Source organism: Glycomyces sp. MUSA5-2 (assembly GCF_037034145.1).
GTDB lineage: Bacteria > Actinomycetota > Actinomycetes > Mycobacteriales > Micromonosporaceae > Glycomyces > Glycomyces artemisiae.
In genome coordinates this window covers 132,490-153,571 of record NZ_JBAGKG010000011.1, presented here as the reverse complement: position 1 = coordinate 153,571, position 21,082 = coordinate 132,490, and the positions used below count along the sequence as shown (strand labels likewise).

Below are 21,082 nucleotides of genomic sequence, written 5' to 3'. Positions count from 1 at the left end.
GGACCTGGGACGACCGCAGCGAGATTGTCGAACTGTACTTCGATGCCAACCGGCTGGACGGGGCTCTGGTGCTGTGTGTCGGCCGCGCCCCTGACGAGCAGGTCGCCACGTTCTACTGGACGGGCAGCCGCCTCGGCGGCGTCGTCTGGCGCGGCACCGCGACCGGCCGCCCCCAGACATGGCGCGACACGCAGTACGAGCGCGTGCGCGGCTACCTCGCCGCCTAGCCACGCCTGACGCGAGACGGCCCCGGGACAGTACTGACAGAATGGACAGAACTCGGTACAGGAGCGGTCTACCTGGTGAAACGCTCCGAGCGTCGGCATGGACAGAACTGTGACAGAACCCGGCCGGACATGGACAGAACTCGGCGGCTAGGGCTGGCCGCCGAGTTCTGTCACGGTTCTGTCCGAGTTCTGTCCATGTCCGCGACGCTCGCGTATCCGCAGGTCAAGACATGCTTTACCGAGTTCTGTCCATTCTGTCAATTCTGTCCATGGGCAATCTTCGCGACGAGGTCCTTTGCCTGATCGATCAGCGGAGCACCGCCCAGAGAGTTGTCGATGATGAAGTGATCCACGAGAGGCCGGTACTGAAGGTCAACGCCCTTCAGGTAGGTGTCCCAGCTATCGAGCTTGGACGTGTCGCGCGCCGCGCCACGTCCCCTCAGATAGGTGTGCATCGATTCCGCATCGCAACGCACCCAGACCACAATCAGGCGGGTTCCCGTGCTGTCGCACAACGATTGGAGGCGCTGGAGCCATGCCTCATCGTGCAGCTCTCGAATGAACGGAGCCGTTGCAATCACGTTGCTCCCTGAGTTCAGGTTCTCAGTGATGGTTGCCATCATGGCCTCGTATTCACGGGGCCGCACCTCATTGAGGTAGATCGGTGATTCACGGTCGTTCGGCGAGGTCCCCAGCACCTCAAGAGCCTTCTCAACCACGGGACGAGTCGTGGTGTCCTTGTCGATCATTGCCCAGCTTGTGAGGCGGGCCAACGTGCGGCCAAGCTCGGACTTCCCGCTCCCGGCGTAACCGCCGATCACGATCAGGTGCGGCACAGTTGTCTCCACCTCTCGCGCCTCGTTTTGGTTGGGCGCGTTGACAATGCGGCCAGCTCTCGGCTTGGACTGGACGAGCCCTTCGGCCGTCAAGATGCTCATGGCCTTCGCGACCACGGGCGAACTGACCCCGAAGCGTTCTGCCTGCTCGCGGTCGGAAGGCAACTTCTGCCCATGTCGGAGCTTGCCCGCCTCGATGTCGTTCCTGATGATCCGAGCGATCTGCTCGTGCTTCGCAACCCCCGTCGTCAGGGCCTGTTCGTCTGCCATGCGGGTCCTCTCAGTTGAGAATGAGCTTATCATCTGATCGCTTCCGGTCAACTCCCCTACCTGCAAGATCAATCCCGAAATCTCAATATTCGGGAACATTTGAGCTATCAGTTGACTCGTTGGCTTATCAACTGATAACTTCCTTGTATCGCTCATCACCTTGAGTGATCAGCGACATGACACGCGTTGCGTTTCCCGTCCGCCAAGACATCAAGGAGCACACAGGTATGACCCCCGAGCAGATCGAGACCGCTATCGCCTTCGGTGCCGTCGCGCCGACGCTGTACGCCGCTCACGCGGTGGGGGACCACTGGGTGCAGTCGCACACCTCCGCGTGCGCCAAGGGCACCGCGGGGGCCGCCGGTCACCGCGCGTGCCTCACCCACGTCCTCACCTACCTGGCGACGTGCCTGGTCGCCGTTCTCGCCGTCACCGCCGCTCTCGGCATCCTCGACACCCTCACGGCGACCGGCGTCGTCGTCGGTCTCGTCGTCAACGGCCTCACGCACTACGTGGTGGACCGCCGCAAGCCCCTCGTCTTCCTGGCCCGGCTGACCGGCCACGGCGGCTGGATCGACTCCGGCGACCCCGAGGCCGCTTACAAGTTGGACCAGTCCTGGCACCTCGGATGGCTCCTGGTCTCCGCGGTCCTCACCGTCACCCTCTGACCGGCGAAACGCGGGTTTCTCCCGCGTCCGGGCCCGGGTGGCACCCGACCCGCTGATGATGCCAAGCCGTTCCCGTCCGCCAAGACACCAGGAGAAACACCTTGAACGCTCATCGCTTCCCCACCGCCTCAACGGATCTCGCCAACCGCGCGAGCCTGCCGACCGGCCCCGGCCTGGGTCAGCAGCAGTACGCCGCCGCCGAGGTCGACAAGATCATCCTGGGCAAGATGCTCGCCCAGGTCGCCGTGGTCCCCATGCCCGGCGTCGACACCATCACCGTCGTCGCCCACGGCGGCGACTCCGCGATGCTCGCCGCCCTCCGCGGCACCGTCACCGGCCGCACCCTCCGCCTGGAAGGCACCCTCCCGTTCAAGCCCGGCACCGCCCGCACCTCCGGCTCGGTGAACTACATCGGCGGGAACGTCACCGTCACCGGCATGACCGTCATCAACGGCCGCGTCGTCTCCGGGACCACCGTCACCGGCTCCGGGAGCCTCGGCGACACGGTCATCCTCGACGGCCGCGAGGTCGACCTCGACCGCTCCATCCAGCTCGTCGTGGTCATCCCCGCGCGCCTCGACCTGGCGGTGCGCGACCTTATCGGTGCTGTCGGCATCACCGACGACCTCGCCGGGTTCCTCGACTTCGCCCCGTCCGTCCGCTGTGACCTCGTCGCCGCGGGTGTCAACGACTTCGAGGGCGAGCTGCGCGGCTCCGGCCGCGTCACCGTCGCCGCGGTGGCCTTCGACGCCGACGTCCAGGTCACCGGTTCCGGTACCTGCGTCCTCGGGTCCGTCGCCGGGGCCGCCGACCTCAAGATTTCCGGCTCGGGCGACGTGACCGTGCAGGGCGGGACCACCACGCGGCTGCGCGCCCAGGTGACCGGCTCGGGCGACATCCGCCACGGCGGCACCGTCACCGGCAAAGCCCGCCTCCGCGTCTCCGGCTCCGGCGACATCCGCGTCCACACCGTTACCGGCGAGGTCGACCAGGGCGTTGCCGGGTCCGGCGAGATCACCGCTAACGGCCAAACGTACCGCCCCCGCTGGCACTAGCGGCGAAACCCGGGCCCTCGGGCCCGTGGTCTGTCGGCAGGTGGCTCCTCCGGCACTGATGAAGCCAAGCCGTTCCCGTCCGCCAAGACATCAAGGGAGACAACCAATGAGCACCGCACTCGCGACCCCCGACCGGCCCGACTGGTTCGACGCCGAACCCACGGTGTCCGACCTCGACGCGATCGAGATCGAGTGGCCCGGCATTGAGGCCGACCTCGCCGAGCTGGAGACGGCTCTCGCCGGTCCGGCCCCTGAGCGGTTCGTGGCCTTCGACATTGACCGCGCCCTCGGCGACACCCTCGCTTCCGGCTTCCCGACGTTCTCGCTGTCGTAGGGGTGCGCCGTGGTGACTACTTACGTTGAGGCTGAGGCGGAAGCCAAGGCCCGCAAGCTCGCCGCCGAGGCGGACGCCAAGATCGCCGTCCGCGACGCGGAGACCGATCGGAAGATCCGGGCCGCCGCCGCCGAGGCCGAGCTTGAGGCCAAGCGGATCGCCAACCGCACCGCCGAGCGCGAGGCCAAGGCGACCGCGAAGGCCGCCGAGGCCGCACGGAAGGCGGAGGCGAGCCGCGCGGCCCGCGCGGCCCGTTCTGCTCGCCGTACTGCCGCGGTGGCTCGCGTGACCGGTTACGTCGCGGGGAACATGCCCGGCGTCTACTCCGGTGGCATCTACGCCATGGCCGTCTGTGTCGCGGTCTACTCCCAGATCAATGCTGCGACCGAGCGCGGTTGGCCGTTGTGGTTCGGCATCGGCATGGCCGCGTTCCTGGAAGGCACCGCCCTCGCCATGGCGCTGACGGCCAGTCAGCAGCGCCTCAAGGGTGAGCGCGCGCTGACGCCGCGCGTCATGACCTGGGTCGCGGCACTGTTCGCGGCGGCCATCCAGGTCATCGCCCACGCCGAGGACCCGCTCATGGCCGCGATCATGGGCTCCTCCAGCCTGGTCGCAATCATCGTGTTCGAGGTCCGCTCGGGCGCCAAGCACCGCGACGCGCTCCGCAAGCTCGGATTGATCCCCGAGCCCGGCGTCCGGTTCGGGGTGCGGCGGTGGCTGCGCTACTTCCCCTCGACGTTCGCCGCCTGGTCCCTCGACGTGAAATCCCGCGTCGGCGCCGACGCCGCCGCACTCCTCGCCACCGTGGAAGCCGACCGCGCCGCCGCCAAGGCCCGTACCGAAGCGGCCAAGGCCGCCACCGAGGCCGACCGGACGGCCGCCCGTACCGCCAAGGCCGCCGGGAAGGCCGCCAAGCGGGACGCGGTCAAGCTCGACCGGTCCAAGGCCAAGGCGGACAAGCAGACCGGTGCGGGCGAGTCCAAGAAGGATGCTCCGGCCGTCAAGGCCCGCCGGGCCCGTACCGGTACGGCCGAGGCCAAGCGCACCAACGCCGCCGACGACGCCGCCATGGTGGCCCGGCTCCGCGCTCTCGCCGCTGAGACCGGTACGGCCGTGTCCATCAACCGGGCCCGGACCGTCCTCGGTGTCGGGACCGGTCGGGCCAAGCGCCTGCTGGCCCTCGCCGCCGACTCCTCTTACGCCCTCCCGGCCGAGACTCCGGCCGCCGACTGACCTTGCTCACCGGGGGCGGTGCGGCTCTGCTGCTCGCCGCACCGCCCCACCTTCACCGCTCTGAACTGGAAGGGAGCCAACGACTATGACCATTGAGAACTTCGACTGGCAGGCCGCCGAGGCCGACATCACGGGCCGCCCCGAGGTCGAGACCATCACACCCGACGACGACTACACCGACGCCGCCGCCGTCCCCGTGGACGACGCCGCCGCGCACGCCGCGTGGAACGCCCCGACCTCGGAGCGCCGCGCGCCGATCCTCCCGGCCTGGGTCCGGTCCCGGTCCGGTCTGGTCGCCGAGGCGACCCGGTTCGGGAAGCTGGCGGCGTACCGGTGCGCGTACCACGGTGTGCGCCTGCCGCTCTACGGGCTGCGCCTGGCAGCGTGGTCGCCGGTCGGGACGGCCCGCGTAGTCGGGTCGGTGTGGCGGTGGGCCTCCGATGCGGAGGGCCGCCCGGTCCGGGCCGACGCGGTCACCGCCCGCGACTACACCGCCTATCAGGGCCTGGTGCGGCTGCGGGACCGTCACGTCCGGTTCCGCGGCGCGCTGTCACTCACGGCTGCCGCGGGCCTCGCCGGGGCGGGCCTGTACCTCGGCCTCGGCGCGCCCGACCCGGTCGCGTGGTCGGCCCTCGGCGGGACCGTCGCCGCCCTCGGCCTCGCCGGGAAGCCCGCAGACAAGCCGCTCGTCACCCGCGCGGTGGTCAAGGCGAAGCTGCGCCCGCTGACCGCGCCCATGGTCGAAAAGGCCCTGTCGCGCATCGGCATCGCCGCCCTGTCGGCCATGTCCAAGGGCGGTGACGGCGTCCACTGGGTCGACCCGATCACCCGCGACGGCTCCGGCTGGCGCGCCGTCCTCGACCTTCCCGCCGGGACCACCGCGGTTGAAGTCATCGACCGGCGCGACAAGCTCGCCGCCGCCCTCGCCCGCCCCCTCGGCTGCGTCTGGCCCGAGGGCCAGTCCGAGGCCCACCCCGGCCGCCTCGTGCTCTGGGTGGGAGACACCGACCTCGCCGACGCCAAGGCCGTCGCCTGGCCCCTCGCCAAGGGCGGCACCGTCGACCTGTTCCAGCCGTTCCCCCTCGGCATCGACCCCCGAGGGCAGGCCGTCACCGGGGAACTCATGTTCACGAACTGGCTGGTCGGGTCCATCCCCGGCATGGGCAAGACGTTCCTGGTCAAGCTCCCGGTCCTCGCCGCCGGACTCGACGCCCGCGCCGAGGTCCAGGTATTCGAGCTCAAGGGGACCGGTGACCTCGCCTTCGCCGAGCAGTACGCCACCCGCTACGCCTCCGGCGCCGACGACGAGGAGATCGAGGCCGCGCTCAAGGCGCTGCGCGACCTGCGAGAGGAGTGCAAGAAGCGGGCCCGGATCATCAAGGACCTGCCGAGGGACCTGTGCCCGGAGAACAAGGTCACGCCCGAACTGGCCTCCCGCAAGGACCTCGGCCTGCACCCGCTGGTGGTCGCGATCGATGAGTGCCAGGAGCTGTTCTCCCACCCCGAGTACGGGAAGGAGGCCGCGGTGCTCGCCGAGAAGATCGTCAAGCTCGGGCGCGCCCTCGGCGTGATCCTCATCCTCGCCACCCAGCGGCCCGACAAGGACTCGCTTCCGACCGGTGTCAGCGCGAACGTCGGCACCCGCGCGTGCCTGCGGGTGATGGGGCAGGTCGAGAACGACATGATCCTGGGGACTTCGGCCTACAAGAACGGCATCCGCGCCACCATGTTCACCAAGCGCGACCGGGGCGTGTTCTACCTGGTCGGGGCCGCCGACACGGCCTTGATTGTCAAGGGCGCGTTCGTGGACGGGCCCAAGGGCGAGGCCATCGCCGCCCGCGCCCGCGCGCTGCGCGTCGCCCGCGGGACCCTTGCCGGCCACGCCGCCGGGGAGGTCGCCGAGGCCGAGGGGCCCCGGTTCGACCTGCTCGCCGACCTCGCCGCCGTCTGGCCCGACGGGCAGGACAACGTCTGGAACACGGTGCTGGTGGACCGGCTGGCGCAGTTGCGCCCCGAGGTGTACGGGCACTGGGCCGACCTCGCCGACGAGGAGAAGACCGAGGCGCTGACGGCCGCAGTCAAGCCCTTCGGCCTCGCCTCCAAGGGCGTCTCGCGCCGCTCGGGCGCCAAGCAGATCAACCGCCGCGGCCTGAACCGCGGCGACCTCGACGCGGCCCGTGAGGGCCGGACGGGAGGCCGTTAGGGGCCGCTAGCGCTAGCGGGCCCTCCGCTACCGGTAGCAGGCCCGCTAGCGCTCACAACGATCACTGACCAGGGCGCTAGCCGCTAGCGCCCCTCCCCGACCTCACCCGAAAACCGTCCGGAAGGAGCACCCGTGACCCTCTTCGCCGCTGCTATCGCCCTCAGCCTCGCCGTCGCCTACGTCCTGCGCTGCTGGGCCTTCCCCTACGGCCGCTGCTGGTGGTGCAAGGCCGATGGCCGCAACGCCGCCGGTTACTGCAACGCCTGCAATGGCTCGGGCCGACGCGTCCGCCTCGGCCGCCGCCTCTACGAAGCCGCCCGCCGCGAATACCGCGACGGCACCAAGTAACCCGACCCTTCCGCCAACCGATCGAAGGAGAACCCACCATGACCAATCTCGTAGACGCCCAGGGCCGCGCGCTCATTCGCTACACCGCTGACCTTGTCGTGTTTGCCGAGGACCGCGTTCTCGCCATCGTGCGCGGTACCAACCCGTTCAAGGGTCGCCTGGCTTTGCCCGGCGGGCACGTCGACCACGGCGAGACCAGCCTCGCCGCCGTCGTCCGCGAGACCGCCGAGGAGACCGGCCTCCGCGTCAGCGCGTCCCAACTGCGCCGCGTCGACATCTTCGACGCCGTCGACCGCGACCCGCGGGGCCGGGTCGTCTCCGTCGCCTACGTCGTCGCCTTCCGCCACCGGCCGTACGTGCGGCCCGGCTCCGACGCCGCCCGCGCCGTCTGGGTCACGCCCGACGACGCCATGGTCCCCGGCCGCATGGCCTTCGACCACGCCGACATCCTCGCCGCCGCCTACGCCCTGCTGCGTGACGGCCACCTCGACCGCCACTAGCCACCACATCCACGCCGGGGCCGCCGTGCGGCGGCCCCGGCCCCAGACAAGGAGACCGAATGCCATGAAAGCCAAGGACCCGAATCACGAGGCCGAGCGCGTCGTCCTCGGTGCCGCGATGCTTGACGGCCGCACCGTCGCCGATATCGCCGCTCTGGTCGACGCCGGATCGTTCGAGGTGCCCCGGCATGGGCTGATCTGGGAGGCCATCGCCGCCCAGCACACCGCCGGGGACCCGACCGAACCGGTCGCCGTCGCCGCCCGCCTGGCCGATGAGGGCACCCTCGCCAAGGCCGGGGGTGGCCCCTACCTCCACGACTGCGTCACCGCCGTCGTCTCCGCCGACAGCGGCGCGTACTACGCCCGCCGCATCGCCGAGGCCGCCCGCCGCCGGGAAATCAAGGCCGTTGCCACGCGGCTGGGCCAGTACGCCGACCTGTCTGGCGAGACCGTCGCCGCCGTCCTCGACCGCACCCGCGACGCGCTCAACACCCTCGCCGGGCCCGGCGAGGCGTGGCCTGCCCCGGTCCCGCTGACCGAGGCGCGCGCTCTGCCCGCGTTTCCGGCCGCGTGCCTGCCCGACTGGGTCGGGGACATGGTCGAGGCCGTCGCCGAGGCCACCCAGACCCCGACCGACCTCGCCGGATCGATCGCCCTCGCCGCGCTCTCGACCGCGGCGCAAGGGCGGCTCGCCGTCCAGGCCGGGCCCGACTGGGCCGAGCCGTGCAACCTGTTCACCTGCACGGCGCTCCCGCCGGGCAATCGGAAGTCGTCGGTGTTCGCGGCGATGGTCCGGCCGATCCTCGACGCCGAGGCCACGCTCGCCGAGGAGGCGCGGCCGCGGATCATCGAGGCCGTCACTGAGGCCGAGATTGCCCGCCGCGCCGCCGAGCAGGCCCTTGCCGCCGCCTCCAAGAACCCGGGTGACCCGGACCTCGCCAACGGCGCGAAGTCCGCCGCGCGCGAGGCCGACGAGGTCGCCGTCCCCGTCTCGCCCAAGCTGGTCGCCGACGACATCACGCCCGAGGCCGCCAAGACGCTGCTGGCCGAGCAGGGCGGGCGGCTGGCGATCCTGTCGGCCGAGGGCGGGATCTTCGCGACTATCGCGGGTCGGTACTCCGGCGTCCCGGACCTGGACGCGTTCCTCAAGGGCCACGCCGGGGACATGCTCCGCGTCGTGCGCAAGTCGGCTCCGGCCGAGTACGTCGCCGCCCCGGCGCTGACCCTGGGTCTCGCCGTCCAACCCGAAGTCCTTCGCGACGCGGCCCGGATGCCGGGGTTCGAGGACCGGGGCCTGCTGGCGCGGTTCCTGTTCACGCTCCCCGCCTCCAAGGTCGGGTCCCGTAACCCGTCCCCGTCGCCGGTCCCGGCTGCGGTCAAGGCCGAGTATGCGCGCAAGCTCGCCGGACTCGTCTACGCCATGCACCCGCGCACCGAGCCCGTGGTTCTGGAGCTGACGGCCGAGGCGCGCGCGAAGGTCGTTGCGCTGGAGCGCGAGCGGGAGCCGCGGCTCGGGCCCGGCGGGGAATGGGAGCCGGTCCTGTCATGGGCGAACAAGTGGACCGGGGCCGTGGTCCGCCTCGCCGGGCTGCTGCACCTCGCGAAGTACCCCAACACCGGGGCGGCGACGCCGGTCGAGGCCGACACGCTCGACGCCGCGACCATGCTCGGCTACTACTTCGCCGACCACGCCTTGGGCGTCTGGTCGTACATGGGGGCCGGTGCCGAGACCGGCCCCGCGGCGGCCCTGCTCGACTGGCTCGCCCGCCACGGGCAGTCGGGCATGAGCGTGCGCGACATGCACCGCGCCCTGAGAGGTCGCCGGGGCCTGGCGACCGCCGACGCCATCCGCGACGCCGCCGCCCGCCTGGTCGACCACGGCTACCTCCGCGAGCGGCCCCAGCCGCGCCGCAAGGGCGGACGTCCGCCCTCGCCGCGCTACGACCTGCATCCCGATATGGCAAAAGCCGATGACCTCGCCTAGCAGCTCGTCACCGGCTCTCGTCTTCCCGTCCGCCAAGAAAGGAAGAACACCCAGCATGACACCCACAACCGCCACCGTCAACGCACACGCCGTGCGCACGTCCAGCGGGAAGTTCATGACCTTGCAAGAGGTCTACGCCGAGCTGAACATTGCCAAGAGCACCTGGAACGACTGGAAGAACAAAGGCTTGACGCCCGCCACGATCAAGCTCCCGAACAACCAAGTCCGCATCCGCCGCGCCGTCTTCGACAAGTGGATCGAGCAGTTCGAAGAGGCGAACGCCTGATGCCACGGTGGAGTTACAAGGTCACCTTCTGGGACCACGAGGTGACCAGCCGCAAGAAGGGCAAGACGTACACCGTTCGATGGACAGTCGAGGGAGAGCGTCAGCGCGCGCCGCTTCGCAGCAAGACGGCCGCCGACAACCGCAAGTCCGAGCTGATTGCCGCGCACAAGCGTGGTGAGCGTTTCGATGTAGAATCCGGCCTTCCGGAGTCGGAGTTGCGGGAGCAGTCGGCTCTTTCCTGGTACGCCTTCACACTCCAGTACACGGATGTGCGGTGGCCCCACATCGGCGGTGGACAGCGCCAGAGCATCGCTGAGGGTTTGAGCGAAGCGACCCTTGCACTTGTCATCGAGGACAAGGCGAGTCCATGCGACGCCGAGGTCCGGGCGGCCCTTAAACAGTGGGCATATGGCGACCGCCTCCATGGGGATGCCCTCTCCGATGAGCACCGCACGGCCATCAACTGGCTTGAGGCAAACACCGTTGATTTGTCCCTGCTCGAAGACGACGAGCAGGGACCGGGCCTGGTCCGTGCAGTCCTTGACCGCCTTAGCCGCAAGCAAGACGGAACCAAGGCGGCAGTGAACTACTTCAAGCGCCGCCGAGCCACCTTCAACACGGCGATGAAGTACGCCAAGGAAATTCGGGCCTTGCAGACCAACCCACTCGGTTCGGTCACCTGGGTTAAGGAGCAGAGTGACGACACGGTCGACCCGGCTGTCGTGCCGAATCAGGAGCAGATCACCCGATTGTTGGCCGCGGTCGGCAGACTCGGCAAGCTGGGGGAGCGGCTAGAGACGTTCTTCGCCGTCATGGCTTACGCCGGTCTCCGCCCGGAGGAGGTAGTTGCCCTTCGCAAGGGAGACTTCACGCTCCCGGCCGAAGACGACCTGGAAGCATTCGGGGAGTTCCGTTTGCACCGGGCCGAACCGTCAGTCACTGCCCGTTACAACGACAGCCGTAGACGCCGCGCCCGTCGCCGCCTCAAGCACCGGGCCGAGAAGACGGTGCGAGTGGTGCCGATTCACCCGCAGTTGGTGCGACGCATTCGGGAACACATCTCCCGCTTCGGCTTCGGCCCGAATGGTGAGTTGTTCGTCGGGCCCCGTGGCGCGACACCGAGCAGGGAGACTTACGGCCGCAAGTGGAGCGAAGCACGGGCCGAAGCGCTCACGCCCGAGGAGCTTGGGCGCAACCTCGCCGCGGTGCCCTACAACCTCCGGCACGCCTGCGTCTCCGGCTGGCTGGCAGCGACCGGTGACCCTGCACAGGTCGCCGAGTGGGCCGGGCACAGCATCGAGACGCTGTTGCGAATCTACGCAAAGTGCGTCGATGGCAGTGCGAGGCGTGCAATGAGGCGCATCCTCGATTCGATGCCAGCAGAGGCGAAGGAGCCGAGCCAGGAAGAGCGGGAAGCTGAGAAGCGCGCACAGCTGTTGCTGACCCTCTTCGACATGATGTCGCCTGAAGAGGCTGACCAGCTCATCCGGCGACTCGCAGGGAAGCAAGCAGGTGAGGAAGAAATCTGACCGGAATCTGACCGGCGAGCCGATATCGGCCGTCCCCGGCCGGACCTAGCCGGACTCGGTCTCTTCACACAAGGGTGGCCCTTGACCAGGAAACTCCTGGTCAAGGGCCATCGTTGCAGCTCTGGCGGAGAAGGTGGGATTCGAACCCACGGTGGGTTGTGACACCCACGACGGTTTTCAAGACCGCTGCACTAGTCCACTATGCGACTTCTCCAGCGCCGGTGAAGGCACGCGTCAATCTATCAAACGCGGCCGCTAGCACCGATCGGTCTGGACGCAGCAGGTCGAGCAGGTGCGCCCGCCCTCGATGGTGAGCGCCAGGCAGCAGGTCCGGCGCCGGTAGGCCAGGCGGCCGTCCTCGCCGGTGGAGACGTCCACCAGGTGCGCGACGTCGAACGCGTCGAGCAGGGTCTTCGCGATCACCTCGTCGGCGTCGGGCACGACCGCCGCCATCGACGCCACCGCGTACGACAGGCCCGAGGCCAGCGACCCCATGAGCGTGCGGCGCCCGACCCGCACCCGGGCCAGGAACGCGTCGAGGACCGGCGCGAGATGCCCATCGAAGGCCGTGGCGCGCAAGCGGTCCAGCAGGACCTCCTCGTTCGCGACGACCTCCACGTCGGGGTGGCCCGCGCACGGGTCGTGCGGGAGCGCGAGGAACCGCGGGCGGACCTGGCGCACCGAGAACATCGGGGCGTCGGCGCTCACGCGGAAGACGGTGTTCGCGGCGTCCATGACCGGGACGCGGCGGGCCGCGACGTAGCCGAGGACGGCGGGCGCGAGGGTCCAGTAGCAGTAGGTCTTCCACGCCAGCGCCGCGTTCGCGTGGGCGGAGCCGCCCCACAGGTCCCCGGCCGCGGCCATGAGCTCCTCGACGCGCTCGCCCGCAGCGAGCTCGATCGCGGGGAACTCGACCGCGTCGGCGGCTTCGTCCCCGTAGAGCCAGGACCTGATCCCGGCGATCGGATGGGGGCTGACCTCGTGCTCGACCCGGGCGGCAACGGTGCGGAGCGCGCGCATCGGGTGGGGGAGCGGCATCGCCGCGAGCACGGGGGCGCCGGTGAAGGCTTCCGCAGTCGCGAGCCGCATCAGGATACCCCTCTCAGGTAAGGACTGGCTAACCTTACCCGATGCGAACGGCGGAGTGTCAATAAACCGACAGAGGCGGCGCGGCGACGGGGTGTAGGCAGGCGAGGTGCCGTGAGGGTGAGCGTCGCCGAGTGGGATGAGATTCACAGCACCTCGCCTAACGCCTTCGATCATGCCCCTGACTTGCGGCGACGCGTCGCACACGAGGTGCGACCGGTCCCGTCGCGGCGTCCCCGTTCGGGGCTCTGGCACGCTGGTCGCATGTCGAACCGCACCGAGGCCGCGCCCCTCCTCGCCCCGCGCGTGATCCGCCGCGAGGTCGTCATCGTGCTCCTGCTCTCCCTGGGCGCCTCCGCGATCTGGTCGCTCGTCTCCATCGTCGGCACCCTCACCGAGCCCGGCGGCCTCGCCGACTCCGTCCAGTCCATGAACTCGGCGCGCGCCGAGGCCGAGCGGCCCTGGTACGACCTCGCCCAGCAGCTCGTCAGCCTCGCCCTCGCGATGGCCCCGGTCGCGCTGGCGCTCCACCTCCTCAGCCTCGACCGCGGGAACCCGTTCCGCGCCATCGGCTTCGACGCCCGCCGCCCCGCCTTCGACCTCCTCGGCGGCGCCGCCCTCGCGGCGTGCATCGGCATCCCCGGCCTCGCGCTCTACTTCACCGCCCGAGCCCTGGGTCTGAACGCGACCATCGCGGCCGCGAACCTCAACGACGTCTGGTGGGCCGTCCCGGTCCTCGTCCTCGCCGCCCTCAAGAACGCGATCGTCGAGGAGGTCGTCGGCGTCGGCTACCTCGTCACGCGCCTCCAGCAGCTCGCCTGGCGCCCCGTCGCGATCGTCGCCGCGCATTCGCTGCTTCGCGGCACGTACCACCTCTACCAGGGTTTCGGCGGCTTCATCGGCAACGCCGTCATGGGCGCGGTCTTCGCCCTGTGCTTCCTCAAGTGGAAGCGCACCGGCCCCCTCGTCGTCGCCCACACCCTCCTCGACATCGCCGCCTTCGTCGGATACCTCCTGGTCGCACCCCACGTGAGCTGGCTCTGACCGACCCGAACCCGCTTGGCCCTGCCTGCGCCCTACCGGTATGCTCGATGCTCGTACGTCTTCATGCGAATCCTGGAGGATTCGCATAGTGGCCTAGTGCGCCCGCCTGCTAAGCGGGTTTCGGGTGATACCCGATCATGGGTTCAAATCCCATATCCTCCGCCACTCATCGCATGTCGACGTACGTGGCCTGTGGGGCCCTGCCGATTCGGCAGGGCCCCACAGTCGTCTCCACCGGACCGCCCGAACCCCGGCCGAGCCGTTGACTTACACATCGATATCTCTCTATAGTTTGGATAGCCGGAAAAATCATCAGATGTTTCATGGCCAAAGGTGCGGTATGTGAGCGATAACCGCGCCGCCGGTCGAGTCCCCACGACCACCTGGAACGGAAACGGTCTTACGAATTCGAGGAGCAAGAGATGCGAACAAGGGCAAGGTGGCTCGGCCGGATCGTGGCGCTCGGACTCTTGGCGGTGGGCCTGGCGGCGACGCCGATCGGCACCGCCAGCGCGGAGTCGAACGGCGGGGTGCGGGTCATGCCGCTGGGGGACTCCATCACCGAGGGCACGGCCACGCCGGGCGGATACCGGATCGGGCTGTGGCAGCGCCTCGCGGGCGGCGGGTACACCACGGACTTCGTCGGGTCGCAGTTCAACGGCCCGGGAAGCCTCGGCGACCACGACCACGAAGGCCACCCCGGCTGGCGCATCGACCAGATCGACGCGAACGTCGTCGGCTGGCTGAACACCTACCAGCCGCAGACCGTGCTGCTGCACATCGGCACCAACGACATCCTCCAGAACTACGACGTCGCCGGCGCGCCGAACCGGCTGTCCGCACTGATCGACCACATCACCGCGGCGGCGCCGAACGCCGAGGTGTTCGTCGCGCAGATCACCCCGCTCGGGTGGGCTGAGGGGGATGCGGCGGTGAACAGCTTCAACGCGGCGATCCCCGGCATCGTGCAGAGCAAGGTGAACGCGGGCAAGCACGTGCACATGGTCGACATGCACAGCGCCCTGACCGCCGCCGACCTTGACGACGGCGTCCACCCCACCGCCGCCGGATACGACAAGATGGCCGCGGTCTGGTACGCCGCACTGCGATCGGTGCCCGGGAGCATCGGCTCGGCGGACGGCACCGAGATCGTGGGCGCCCAGTCCGGCCGCTGCCTTGAGGTCGCCGGTGCCGGCACCGCGAACGGGTCCGGCGTGCAGCTGTGGGACTGCTGGGGCGGCGCCAACCAGCAGTGGACCTACACGGCCGGCAAGCAGCTCATGGTGTACGGGAACAAGTGCCTGGACGCCGTCGGCCAGGGCACCAGCAACGGCACCGCGGTGGTGATCTGGGACTGCAACGGACAAGCCAACCAGCAGTGGAACGTCAACGCGAACGGCACCATCACCGGGGTGCAGTCCGGCCTGTGCCTGGACGCGTCGGGCTGGGGCACCGGCAACGGCACGAAGGTCCAGCTCTGGGCCTGCGGCAGCGGGCAGGCCAACCAGCAGTGGACCAGGCGGTAACCAAGGCGTGCGCGCCGCTTCGGCGCGCCGTGGGGGCCATGCCGATCCGGCAGGGCCCCCGTCTGCGGTTACCCGAGCCTGGTCCGGATCGCTTCCAGGGTCTCGATTTCGGTGGTCTGGGCGGTGATGATCGCGTCGGCCAAGGCGACGGCTTCGGCGTTCTGTCCTTCGGCCTGCTCCTCTTCGGCCATGTCGACCGCGCCCTGGTGGTGGGCGATCATGAGGTCGACGAAGAGGCGGTCGAAGTCGGCGCCCCGGGCCGCTTCGAGCTCGGTCATCTGCGCGTCGGTCGCCATGCCGCCCATGGACATCCCGTCGTGGCCCTCCATCTCGGCGGATTGGCCCCACTCATCGAGGAGACCGGTCATCTCGTCGATTTCAGGCTGCTGCGCGGCCGCGATCTGGGCGGCCAGGGCGACGACCTCGGGGTCCTCGGCCTGGGCGGCGGCCAGGTCCGACATGGCGACGGCCTGTTCGTGGTGCGGGATCATCATCTGGAGGAACGAGACGTCGGCGTCGTTGAAGTCGGCGTCGGCCGCGGACTCGGACTCCGATTCCATGGAGTCCATGTCGTGGCCCTCGTCGTCGCCGCTGTCGGAGCAGGCGGCGAGGGACAGCGCGGCGAAGGCGGCGAGGCCGGCGGACAGCGCGCGGCGCAGCGTGAAGGTCTTGCTCATGGTGTGAGAACTCTCCTGTCGAAGGTGTTGTCGCGTATACGGGTCGAAGCGGTCTAGCGGACCAGCGGTTCGGCCTATATGCGGAACACCGAGAGTTCTATGTAGGACAGTCGTCCCCCGGGAGGCAGTGACGGCGGCATGTCGGCGACGGCCCGGCGCAACTGCATCAGCGCGTCGCAGTCGGCAATCGTTCGCGCGAGTCGCCGGATCGCCCACAGCGACACCGCGAGTGCGAGGCCGGTGAGGATCGCCATGCAGACCTGCATGGGGCTCATGCCACTGCCGGGCGCCTCCTCGTGGCCGCGGTCGTCCGCCATTGACGCGTGCGGGTCGAGCACGGCCACGGTCGCCGACTCCGGCGGGCAGACGTCCCCGGCGCAGGCGTGGCCGGTCGAGTGCATCAGCGCGACCCCGATGGCCAGCACGATGAGCGCGGCCTTCCAGAGCGCCTGCAACCCGGTCAATGCACCAGCCCTTCCCGATACCCCGAGGGGGTAGACGCGCCCATGGTAGCCGACCGGCCGGGCTGAGCGGGGGCGGCCATGCGATCCGCGACACCGCGGTTGCAATACCCCCAGGGGGTATGTTAGAACTACTGCTGCACATACCCCCTACCGGTATTTAGGAGCAGTCATGTCACGGACATCGACACCGCCCGCCTCGCGGCGCTGGACCGCCCTCGGGCTCATCGCCCTCGCCCAGTTCATGGTCATCATGGACACCTCGATCATCGGAGTCGCCCTGCCCGAGATGCAGGCCGAACTCGGGTTCACGCAGGAGAGCCTGTCGTGGGTCTTCAACGCCTACGTCGTCGTCTTCGGCGGCCTGCTGCTCCTCGGCGGGCGGCTCTCCGACCTGCTCGGCGCGCGCCGGGTCTTCAGCCTCGGCTGGATCGTCCTCGGCGCGGGCTCGCTCCTGGCCGGGGCGGCCGGGAACGCGGCGGTCGAGCTGGCCGGGCGCGCCGTCCAGGGCGTCGGCGCCGCGCTCATCGCGCCCTCCGCGCTGACGCTGCTCATGATGCTGTTCGGCGCCAACCCGAAAGAGCTCATGAAGGCGTTCGCGGTGTACGGCGCGGCGGCCCCCGCGGGCGGCACCGCCGGGGTCTTCCTCGGCGGGCTCATCACCGAGTACGCCTCGTGGCCCTGGGTCTTCTACATCAACGTGCCGATCGCGGTGCTCGCCGTGGCCGCCGCCCCGGCGCTGCTGCCCGGCGGCGCGGGCGCCCGCGGCTCGATCGACGTGCTCGGCGCGGTCCTCGCCACGCTCGGCCTCGGCGGCGCGGTCTTCTCGATCGTGCGGGCCCCCGAGACCGGCTGGGCCTCGGTCCAGACCTGGGGCGTCCTGGCCGGCGCCGCGGTGCTGCTCGCGCTGTTCCTCGTCGTGCAGGCCAAGCGCCGCGAGCCGCTCATGCCGCTGGCGGTCTTCCGCGCCGCGAACCTCGGCGCGGCCAACCTCGCCCAGGCCCTACTCGGCGCGGCGTGGATCCCCATGTGGTTCTTCCTGAACCTGTACTTGCAGCAGGTGCTCGGCTACTCGGCCTTCCCCTCGGGGGCGGCGCTGCTGCCGATGACCGCGCTCATCATGCTCGGCATGGTCGTCATCGCCCCGCGCTTGACGGCGAAGTTCGGCTCGAAGGCCATGATCTCCACCGGCCTGCTCCTGCTGGCCGCGGGCCTGGGCTGGCTCTCGCTCGTCCGTCCTGACGGGACGTTCGCGGCGGACGTGCTCCCGGCCTCGCTCGTCGCCGCGCTCGGCATGTCGCTCGCGTTCATCCCGTCGCTCCAGATGGCGATCTCCAGCGCCGCGCCCGAACAGGGCGGCCTGGCCTCCGGCATCGTCAACACGAGCTACCAGATCGGCTCCGCGCTCGGCCTCGCCGTGGTCACCGCCATCGCGGTCCCGTTCGGCGCCAACGAACTCGGCAACCCCGAGGCGCTGACCGACGGCTTCTCGGCCGCGTTCACCGCCGCCGCGGCCATCGCGGTCGCGGGCGTCGTGCTCGCCCTCGCGACGGTCCGCCGCACGAAGGCCGAGGTGACCACCGCCGCCTGACCCGAATCAGGAAACCCGCGGGGCCGGACGACTCGACGCCCGGCCCCGCCCCTTGTCATCTACTAACCATGATAGTAGTTTGTAGGCGTGTTCGACCGCCGCCTCCCGTCGCCGCGGCATCCCCGACTTCCCCGAAGGAGCACGCCGCTCGTGAAGCCGCCCTCTCTCCGTCGCAAATGGACCTCCGTCGCCGTCGCGGGCGGCCTCCTCGTCTCCGCGGTCGGCTCGGCCCCCGCGTGGGGCCAGCGCGGCACCGACGAGATCAACGACGAGATCGACCAGACCGACGCGGATCTCACTGCGGCCGTTGAGGAGTACAACCGGCTCGCGCAGGAGGCGCAGGACAACCGCGAGATGGTCGCGCAGACCGAGGAGTCCCTCGCCGCGGCCGAGACCGACCTGAACGCCCTGCGCGAGCAGCTCGCCGACTACATCACCGCGACCTATGTGGACCAAGGCATCGGGGACGCGGCCCTGCTGCTGGAGTCCGGCTCGCCAGACGCGTTCGTCGAGCGCCTCGACCGGCTGAACTCCGCGAACCTCTACAGCTTCGACCTCATGGACGAGCTCAAGGCCGCGTCGGAGGAGTACACCGTCCAGCTCGACCTCCTCAACGACCTCCAGACCGACCTCGACGAGCAGGAGGCGGAGCTGGAGCTGCAGCAGGACGAGCTGAACGCGCGCATGGACGACCTCGAAGAGGAGTGGCAGGCCGCCGCGGGCGACGCGATCACCGACTACGACCTGCCCTACATGACCGACGACGAGTACGCCGTCGTCTCGTTCGCGCTCGACCAGGTCGGCAAGCCCTACGTGTGGGGCACCGCCGGGCCCGACTCCTACGACTGCTCAGGCCTCATCCTCCGCTCGTACGCGCAGATCGGGATCGACCTGCCGCACAACGCCGCCGCCCAGTACAACCAGACCGCGACCATCAGCCGCGACGAGCTGCAACCGGGCGACCTGGTCTTCTACAACGACCTCTCCCACATGGGGATGTACATCGGCAACGGCCTGATCGTCCACGCCCCCAACTCCCGCACCGTCGTCAAGGTCGTCGAGCTCGACCACGGCAACGTCTGGTACGGCGCGACCACCGTCCTCCACTAGCGCTGCAAGCGCTCGTCGCGGACCTGCCCGGCGTCGGCGCGGCCGGTCCCGCAGCCGCATCAGCGGTCCCAGGACTGGGGCGGGAGCTGGGTCCAGGCGTGGCAGGCCGCGACGAGTTCGGCGATGTCGCCCGGGCGGGCGAGGTTCCGCCCGGTGACGAGCTCGATGCGGCGCAGGCGGTGCCGGATCGTGTTGGGGTGGCAGGTGAGCGCCTCGCCCGTGGCCTGCGCGGAGCCGCCCGCCTCGATCCAGGCGTTGAACGTCGACAGGAGCAGGTCGCGGCGGTCGGGGGCGAGGTCGAGGAGGCCGCCGAGGACCGTCCGCGAGGTCTCCTGCGCCGCATCGGGGGCCGACGCGACGAGGACGTTCATCGGGTCGTCGCGGAACTGCTCGACCGCGGCCGTCCCGGGCTGGCGGCGCAGCACGAGCTGCGCGAGCCCCAGCGCCCATGCGGCCCGCCGCAAGGGCCCGAACACCGGGCTGACGCCGATCGGCCCGGACGCGTGGCGCTCCAGGACCTCCATGACCGACGGCATGCGGGACGCCTTCTCCAGGGACAGGACGCCGACCAGGGCGTCCTGCGCGAGGTGCCACACCGAGCCCACGTCGATCGCCGACAGGCTGGAGCCGACCCGCGGGATCGGGTCCTCGCCGAGCCCGGTGGCCGCGGCGACCACCACGAACACGCCCTCCACGGGCAGCCGCAGCTTCCCCGCGACCTCGACCACGGTCGCCAGGCCGATGTCCCCGGTCAGCAGCACGTTCACGAGGGCCGCCCGCTCGCGCTCGCGGGTGAGCAGCAGATGCTGGGCCTCCTCCCGGTACGCGTGGATGATGGTGTCGCCGACCAGGTTGTGCAGGTGGAACCAGCTGCGCGAGAGGTCGACGACGTCGTCCGAGGGGATCGCGGGCGCGAGCCGGGCCGCCGCGATGATCGCGTCCCAGGTCTCGTCGTAGCCCATCCGGAACGAGGACAGCAGGTCCGCGAGCGGCATGCCCTGCTGCGCCCGCTCGCGGCCGGTCTTCACGGCCGCGGCCAGGTCGAACTTGCGGCCCGCCAAGCGGTCGAACGCGTCCTCGACGTTGCCGACGACCGACGCGAGCACCGCCTCCCGCGGCACCGCCCCGGCCGCGTAGACCGGGATCTCCGTGAAGATCCGCGCCGTGATGCGCTCGGCCAGCGCCGGGACGCCGCCGCCGATGCGCCGGATGACCTCTTCCGCTGTCCTGCTTGTCGATTCGATGGTCTCCACCGTCACCTCCGCCGGGATCGCCGGTGCGCGTGCTGTATCGGGGAACAACGCGCCGGCCGAAACGCTGTCCCGCCTGCCAATGACCGGAAGCGCGCTCACGCGTCAATCTATATGGCACGAACCACAGTCGCAGACCGCATGGGACGGTCCCGGCCCGTGCCGACCAGCTCGATCACCACACGGGCCCGCCCTGCGAGTCCACGGCCGACAGGAAAAGCATGCTTTCGGTACTCATCTGCTCCCGCACGTTCGCCGGGACGCGGCGCCTCGCCGCCGTCGCCGCCCGGCACGGCATCGACCACGCCGTGCGCACCGCGGGCACCGGCGACGACGCCCTCGCCATGCAGGCGCAGCGCCCCGCGGAGGTGGCGATCCTCGATGCGGCCGTGGCGCTCGCGTACGGGGCGGCGTTCCTGACCCGGGTGCGGCGGACCTGGCCGCGCACCGCGGCGATCGTCGTCGGCGTGACCGCGCCGCAGACCGCCGCCGAGGCGGTGACCCTCGGCGCCCGCGGCGTGTTCGGCTCCGGCGCCGACGCCGACGAGCTCGTGTCGGCGCTGACGTGCTCGATGCTGGCGAACTGGCCCCGTCCCGGCGTCCCGGCGCAGCGGCGGACCGCCCCGACGTTCGGCGCCGCCCCGACCGAGCGGGAGCTGGAGGTCCTGCGGGGGATGAGCGAAGGGCACAGCAACGCCGAGATCGGGCGGCTCCTGTTCCTCAGCGAGGACACCGTCAAGACCCATGCGCGGCACCTGTACCGCAAGCTCGGGGCCCGCGACCGCGCGCACGCCGTCGCCGCCGGGTTCCGCATCGGCCTGCTCTCGTAGGGACGGGTGCGGCGCACGGGGCGCATGGTGTGAG

At 70.2% G+C, this 21,082-nt stretch carries 21 protein-coding genes and 2 tRNA genes; 17 read left to right on the top strand and 6 right to left on the bottom strand.

The features are described 5' to 3' along the window. Positions 1-227 (top strand): hypothetical protein (locus WA640_RS25685; protein WP_335991697.1); only part of this gene is annotated, 227 nt, incomplete at its 5' end. A 257-nt stretch (positions 228-484) separates the two neighbouring features. Here WA640_RS25685 and WA640_RS25680 read toward each other — a convergent pair. Further along, positions 485-1,333: a GntR family transcriptional regulator gene (locus tag WA640_RS25680; RefSeq protein WP_335991696.1), complete on the bottom strand. Its 849-nt coding sequence runs from the start codon at positions 1,331-1,333 to the stop codon at positions 485-487. A gap of 227 nt (positions 1,334-1,560) precedes the next feature. Here WA640_RS25680 and WA640_RS25675 point away from each other — a divergent pair, with 227 nt between their 5' ends. The 10 genes from WA640_RS25675 (at position 1,561) to WA640_RS25630 (ending at position 11,473) form a co-directional block, all read left to right on the top strand. Further along, a complete protein-coding gene (locus tag WA640_RS25675) occupies positions 1,561-2,001 on the top strand; it encodes a DUF3307 domain-containing protein (RefSeq protein ID WP_335991694.1) in 441 nt (146 codons plus the stop codon). 101 nt (positions 2,002-2,102) lie between these two features. Next, complete coding sequence (locus tag WA640_RS25670) at positions 2,103-3,056, top strand: GIN domain-containing protein (RefSeq protein WP_335991693.1); 954 nt, start codon at positions 2,103-2,105, stop codon at positions 3,054-3,056. A gap of 106 nt (positions 3,057-3,162) precedes the next feature. Next, entirely contained in the window at positions 3,163-3,390 is a 228-nt protein-coding gene (locus tag WA640_RS25665; protein WP_335991692.1) for a hypothetical protein, read from the top strand. 12 nt (positions 3,391-3,402) lie between these two features. Then, positions 3,403-4,623: a hypothetical protein gene (locus WA640_RS25660; protein WP_335991691.1), complete on the top strand. Its 1,221-nt coding sequence runs from the start codon at positions 3,403-3,405 to the stop codon at positions 4,621-4,623. Between the two features lie 85 nt (positions 4,624-4,708). Then, positions 4,709-6,826 (top strand): cell division protein FtsK, encoded by a 2,118-nt coding sequence (locus WA640_RS25655; protein WP_335991690.1) that lies wholly within the window; start codon positions 4,709-4,711, stop codon positions 6,824-6,826. 132 nt (positions 6,827-6,958) lie between these two features. Further along, positions 6,959-7,174 (top strand): hypothetical protein, encoded by a 216-nt coding sequence (locus tag WA640_RS25650; RefSeq protein ID WP_335991688.1) that lies wholly within the window; start codon positions 6,959-6,961, stop codon positions 7,172-7,174. A 38-nt stretch (positions 7,175-7,212) separates the two neighbouring features. Beyond that, positions 7,213-7,674: an NUDIX hydrolase gene (locus WA640_RS25645; RefSeq protein WP_335991687.1), complete on the top strand. Its 462-nt coding sequence runs from the start codon at positions 7,213-7,215 to the stop codon at positions 7,672-7,674. A 64-nt stretch (positions 7,675-7,738) separates the two neighbouring features. Then, a complete protein-coding gene (locus WA640_RS25640; protein WP_335991686.1) occupies positions 7,739-9,658 on the top strand; it encodes a DUF3987 domain-containing protein in 1,920 nt (639 codons plus the stop codon). 55 nt (positions 9,659-9,713) lie between these two features. Further along, complete coding sequence (locus WA640_RS25635; RefSeq protein ID WP_335991684.1) at positions 9,714-9,944, top strand: helix-turn-helix transcriptional regulator; 231 nt, start codon at positions 9,714-9,716, stop codon at positions 9,942-9,944. A gap of 41 nt (positions 9,945-9,985) precedes the next feature. After that, on the top strand, positions 9,986-11,473 hold the full coding sequence (locus WA640_RS25630) for a tyrosine-type recombinase/integrase (protein ID WP_335991683.1): 1,488 nt from the start codon (positions 9,986-9,988) through the stop codon (positions 11,471-11,473). 122 nt (positions 11,474-11,595) lie between these two features. Here WA640_RS25630 and WA640_RS25625 read toward each other — a convergent pair. Further along, a tRNA-Ser gene (locus WA640_RS25625) sits at positions 11,596-11,687 on the bottom strand. A gap of 41 nt (positions 11,688-11,728) precedes the next feature. Next, positions 11,729-12,562 (bottom strand): (2Fe-2S)-binding protein, encoded by an 834-nt coding sequence (locus WA640_RS25620; protein ID WP_335991681.1) that lies wholly within the window; start codon positions 12,560-12,562, stop codon positions 11,729-11,731. A 261-nt stretch (positions 12,563-12,823) separates the two neighbouring features. Here WA640_RS25620 and WA640_RS25615 point away from each other — a divergent pair, with 261 nt between their 5' ends. The 3 genes from WA640_RS25615 to WA640_RS25605 all read left to right on the top strand — a co-directional run bounded on the left by WA640_RS25615 (position 12,824) and on the right by WA640_RS25605 (position 15,129). Then, positions 12,824-13,603, top strand: coding sequence for a CPBP family intramembrane glutamic endopeptidase (locus tag WA640_RS25615; RefSeq protein WP_335991679.1), 780 nt, complete (start codon positions 12,824-12,826; stop codon positions 13,601-13,603). A 74-nt stretch (positions 13,604-13,677) separates the two neighbouring features. After that, positions 13,678-13,768, top strand: a tRNA-Ser gene (locus tag WA640_RS25610). A gap of 257 nt (positions 13,769-14,025) precedes the next feature. Then, positions 14,026-15,129 (top strand): ricin-type beta-trefoil lectin domain protein, encoded by a 1,104-nt coding sequence (locus tag WA640_RS25605; protein WP_335991678.1) that lies wholly within the window; start codon positions 14,026-14,028, stop codon positions 15,127-15,129. 68 nt (positions 15,130-15,197) lie between these two features. Here WA640_RS25605 and WA640_RS25600 read toward each other — a convergent pair whose 3' ends face one another. Together WA640_RS25600 and WA640_RS25595 are read right to left on the bottom strand one after the other, a co-directional pair. After that, positions 15,198-15,806, bottom strand: a complete 609-nt coding sequence (locus tag WA640_RS25600; RefSeq protein ID WP_335991677.1) for a DUF305 domain-containing protein — start codon at positions 15,804-15,806, stop codon at positions 15,198-15,200. Between the two features lie 74 nt (positions 15,807-15,880). After that, entirely contained in the window at positions 15,881-16,270 is a 390-nt protein-coding gene (locus WA640_RS25595; RefSeq protein WP_335991676.1) for a hypothetical protein, read from the bottom strand. A 169-nt stretch (positions 16,271-16,439) separates the two neighbouring features. Here WA640_RS25595 and WA640_RS25590 point away from each other — a divergent pair, with 169 nt between their 5' ends. Continuing rightward, positions 16,440-17,858 carry an MFS transporter gene (locus WA640_RS25590; protein WP_335991675.1) on the top strand — a complete coding sequence of 473 codons (1,419 nt, stop codon included), beginning with the start codon at positions 16,440-16,442 and terminating at the stop codon, positions 17,856-17,858. A 150-nt stretch (positions 17,859-18,008) separates the two neighbouring features. After that, positions 18,009-18,968: a C40 family peptidase gene (locus WA640_RS25585; protein ID WP_335991673.1), complete on the top strand. Its 960-nt coding sequence runs from the start codon at positions 18,009-18,011 to the stop codon at positions 18,966-18,968. A gap of 59 nt (positions 18,969-19,027) precedes the next feature. Here WA640_RS25585 and WA640_RS25580 read toward each other — a convergent pair whose 3' ends face one another. Next, on the bottom strand, positions 19,028-20,221 hold the full coding sequence (locus tag WA640_RS25580; protein WP_335991672.1) for a PucR family transcriptional regulator: 1,194 nt from the start codon (positions 20,219-20,221) through the stop codon (positions 19,028-19,030). Between the two features lie 218 nt (positions 20,222-20,439). On the opposite strand from WA640_RS25580, the gene WA640_RS25575 reads away from it, so the two are divergent. After that, positions 20,440-21,048, top strand: coding sequence for a helix-turn-helix transcriptional regulator (locus tag WA640_RS25575; protein ID WP_335991670.1), 609 nt, complete (start codon positions 20,440-20,442; stop codon positions 21,046-21,048). Positions 21,049-21,082: the final 34 nt, after the last annotated feature.

Excerpts from the sequence above, each read along its gene's own strand:
- WA640_RS25680 (WP_335991696.1), bottom strand. The coding sequence starts at position 1,333 with ATGGCAGACGAACAGGCCCTGACGACGGGGGTTGCGAAGCACGAGCAG.
- WA640_RS25675 (WP_335991694.1), top strand. The coding sequence starts at position 1,561 with ATGACCCCCGAGCAGATCGAGACCGCTATCGCCTTCGGTGCCGTCGCG.
- WA640_RS25665 (WP_335991692.1), top strand. The coding sequence starts at position 3,163 with ATGAGCACCGCACTCGCGACCCCCGACCGGCCCGACTGGTTCGACGCC.
- WA640_RS25655 (WP_335991690.1), top strand. The coding sequence starts at position 4,709 with ATGACCATTGAGAACTTCGACTGGCAGGCCGCCGAGGCCGACATCACG.
- WA640_RS25645 (WP_335991687.1), top strand. The coding sequence starts at position 7,213 with ATGACCAATCTCGTAGACGCCCAGGGCCGCGCGCTCATTCGCTACACC.
- WA640_RS25640 (WP_335991686.1), top strand. The coding sequence starts at position 7,739 with ATGAAAGCCAAGGACCCGAATCACGAGGCCGAGCGCGTCGTCCTCGGT.
- WA640_RS25635 (WP_335991684.1), top strand. The coding sequence starts at position 9,714 with ATGACACCCACAACCGCCACCGTCAACGCACACGCCGTGCGCACGTCC.
- WA640_RS25620 (WP_335991681.1), bottom strand. The coding sequence starts at position 12,562 with ATGCGGCTCGCGACTGCGGAAGCCTTCACCGGCGCCCCCGTGCTCGCG.
- WA640_RS25615 (WP_335991679.1), top strand. The coding sequence starts at position 12,824 with ATGTCGAACCGCACCGAGGCCGCGCCCCTCCTCGCCCCGCGCGTGATC.
- WA640_RS25605 (WP_335991678.1), top strand. The coding sequence starts at position 14,026 with ATGCGAACAAGGGCAAGGTGGCTCGGCCGGATCGTGGCGCTCGGACTC.
- WA640_RS25600 (WP_335991677.1), bottom strand. The coding sequence starts at position 15,806 with ATGAGCAAGACCTTCACGCTGCGCCGCGCGCTGTCCGCCGGCCTCGCC.
- WA640_RS25590 (WP_335991675.1), top strand. The coding sequence starts at position 16,440 with ATGTCACGGACATCGACACCGCCCGCCTCGCGGCGCTGGACCGCCCTC.
- WA640_RS25575 (WP_335991670.1), top strand. The coding sequence starts at position 20,440 with ATGCTTTCGGTACTCATCTGCTCCCGCACGTTCGCCGGGACGCGGCGC.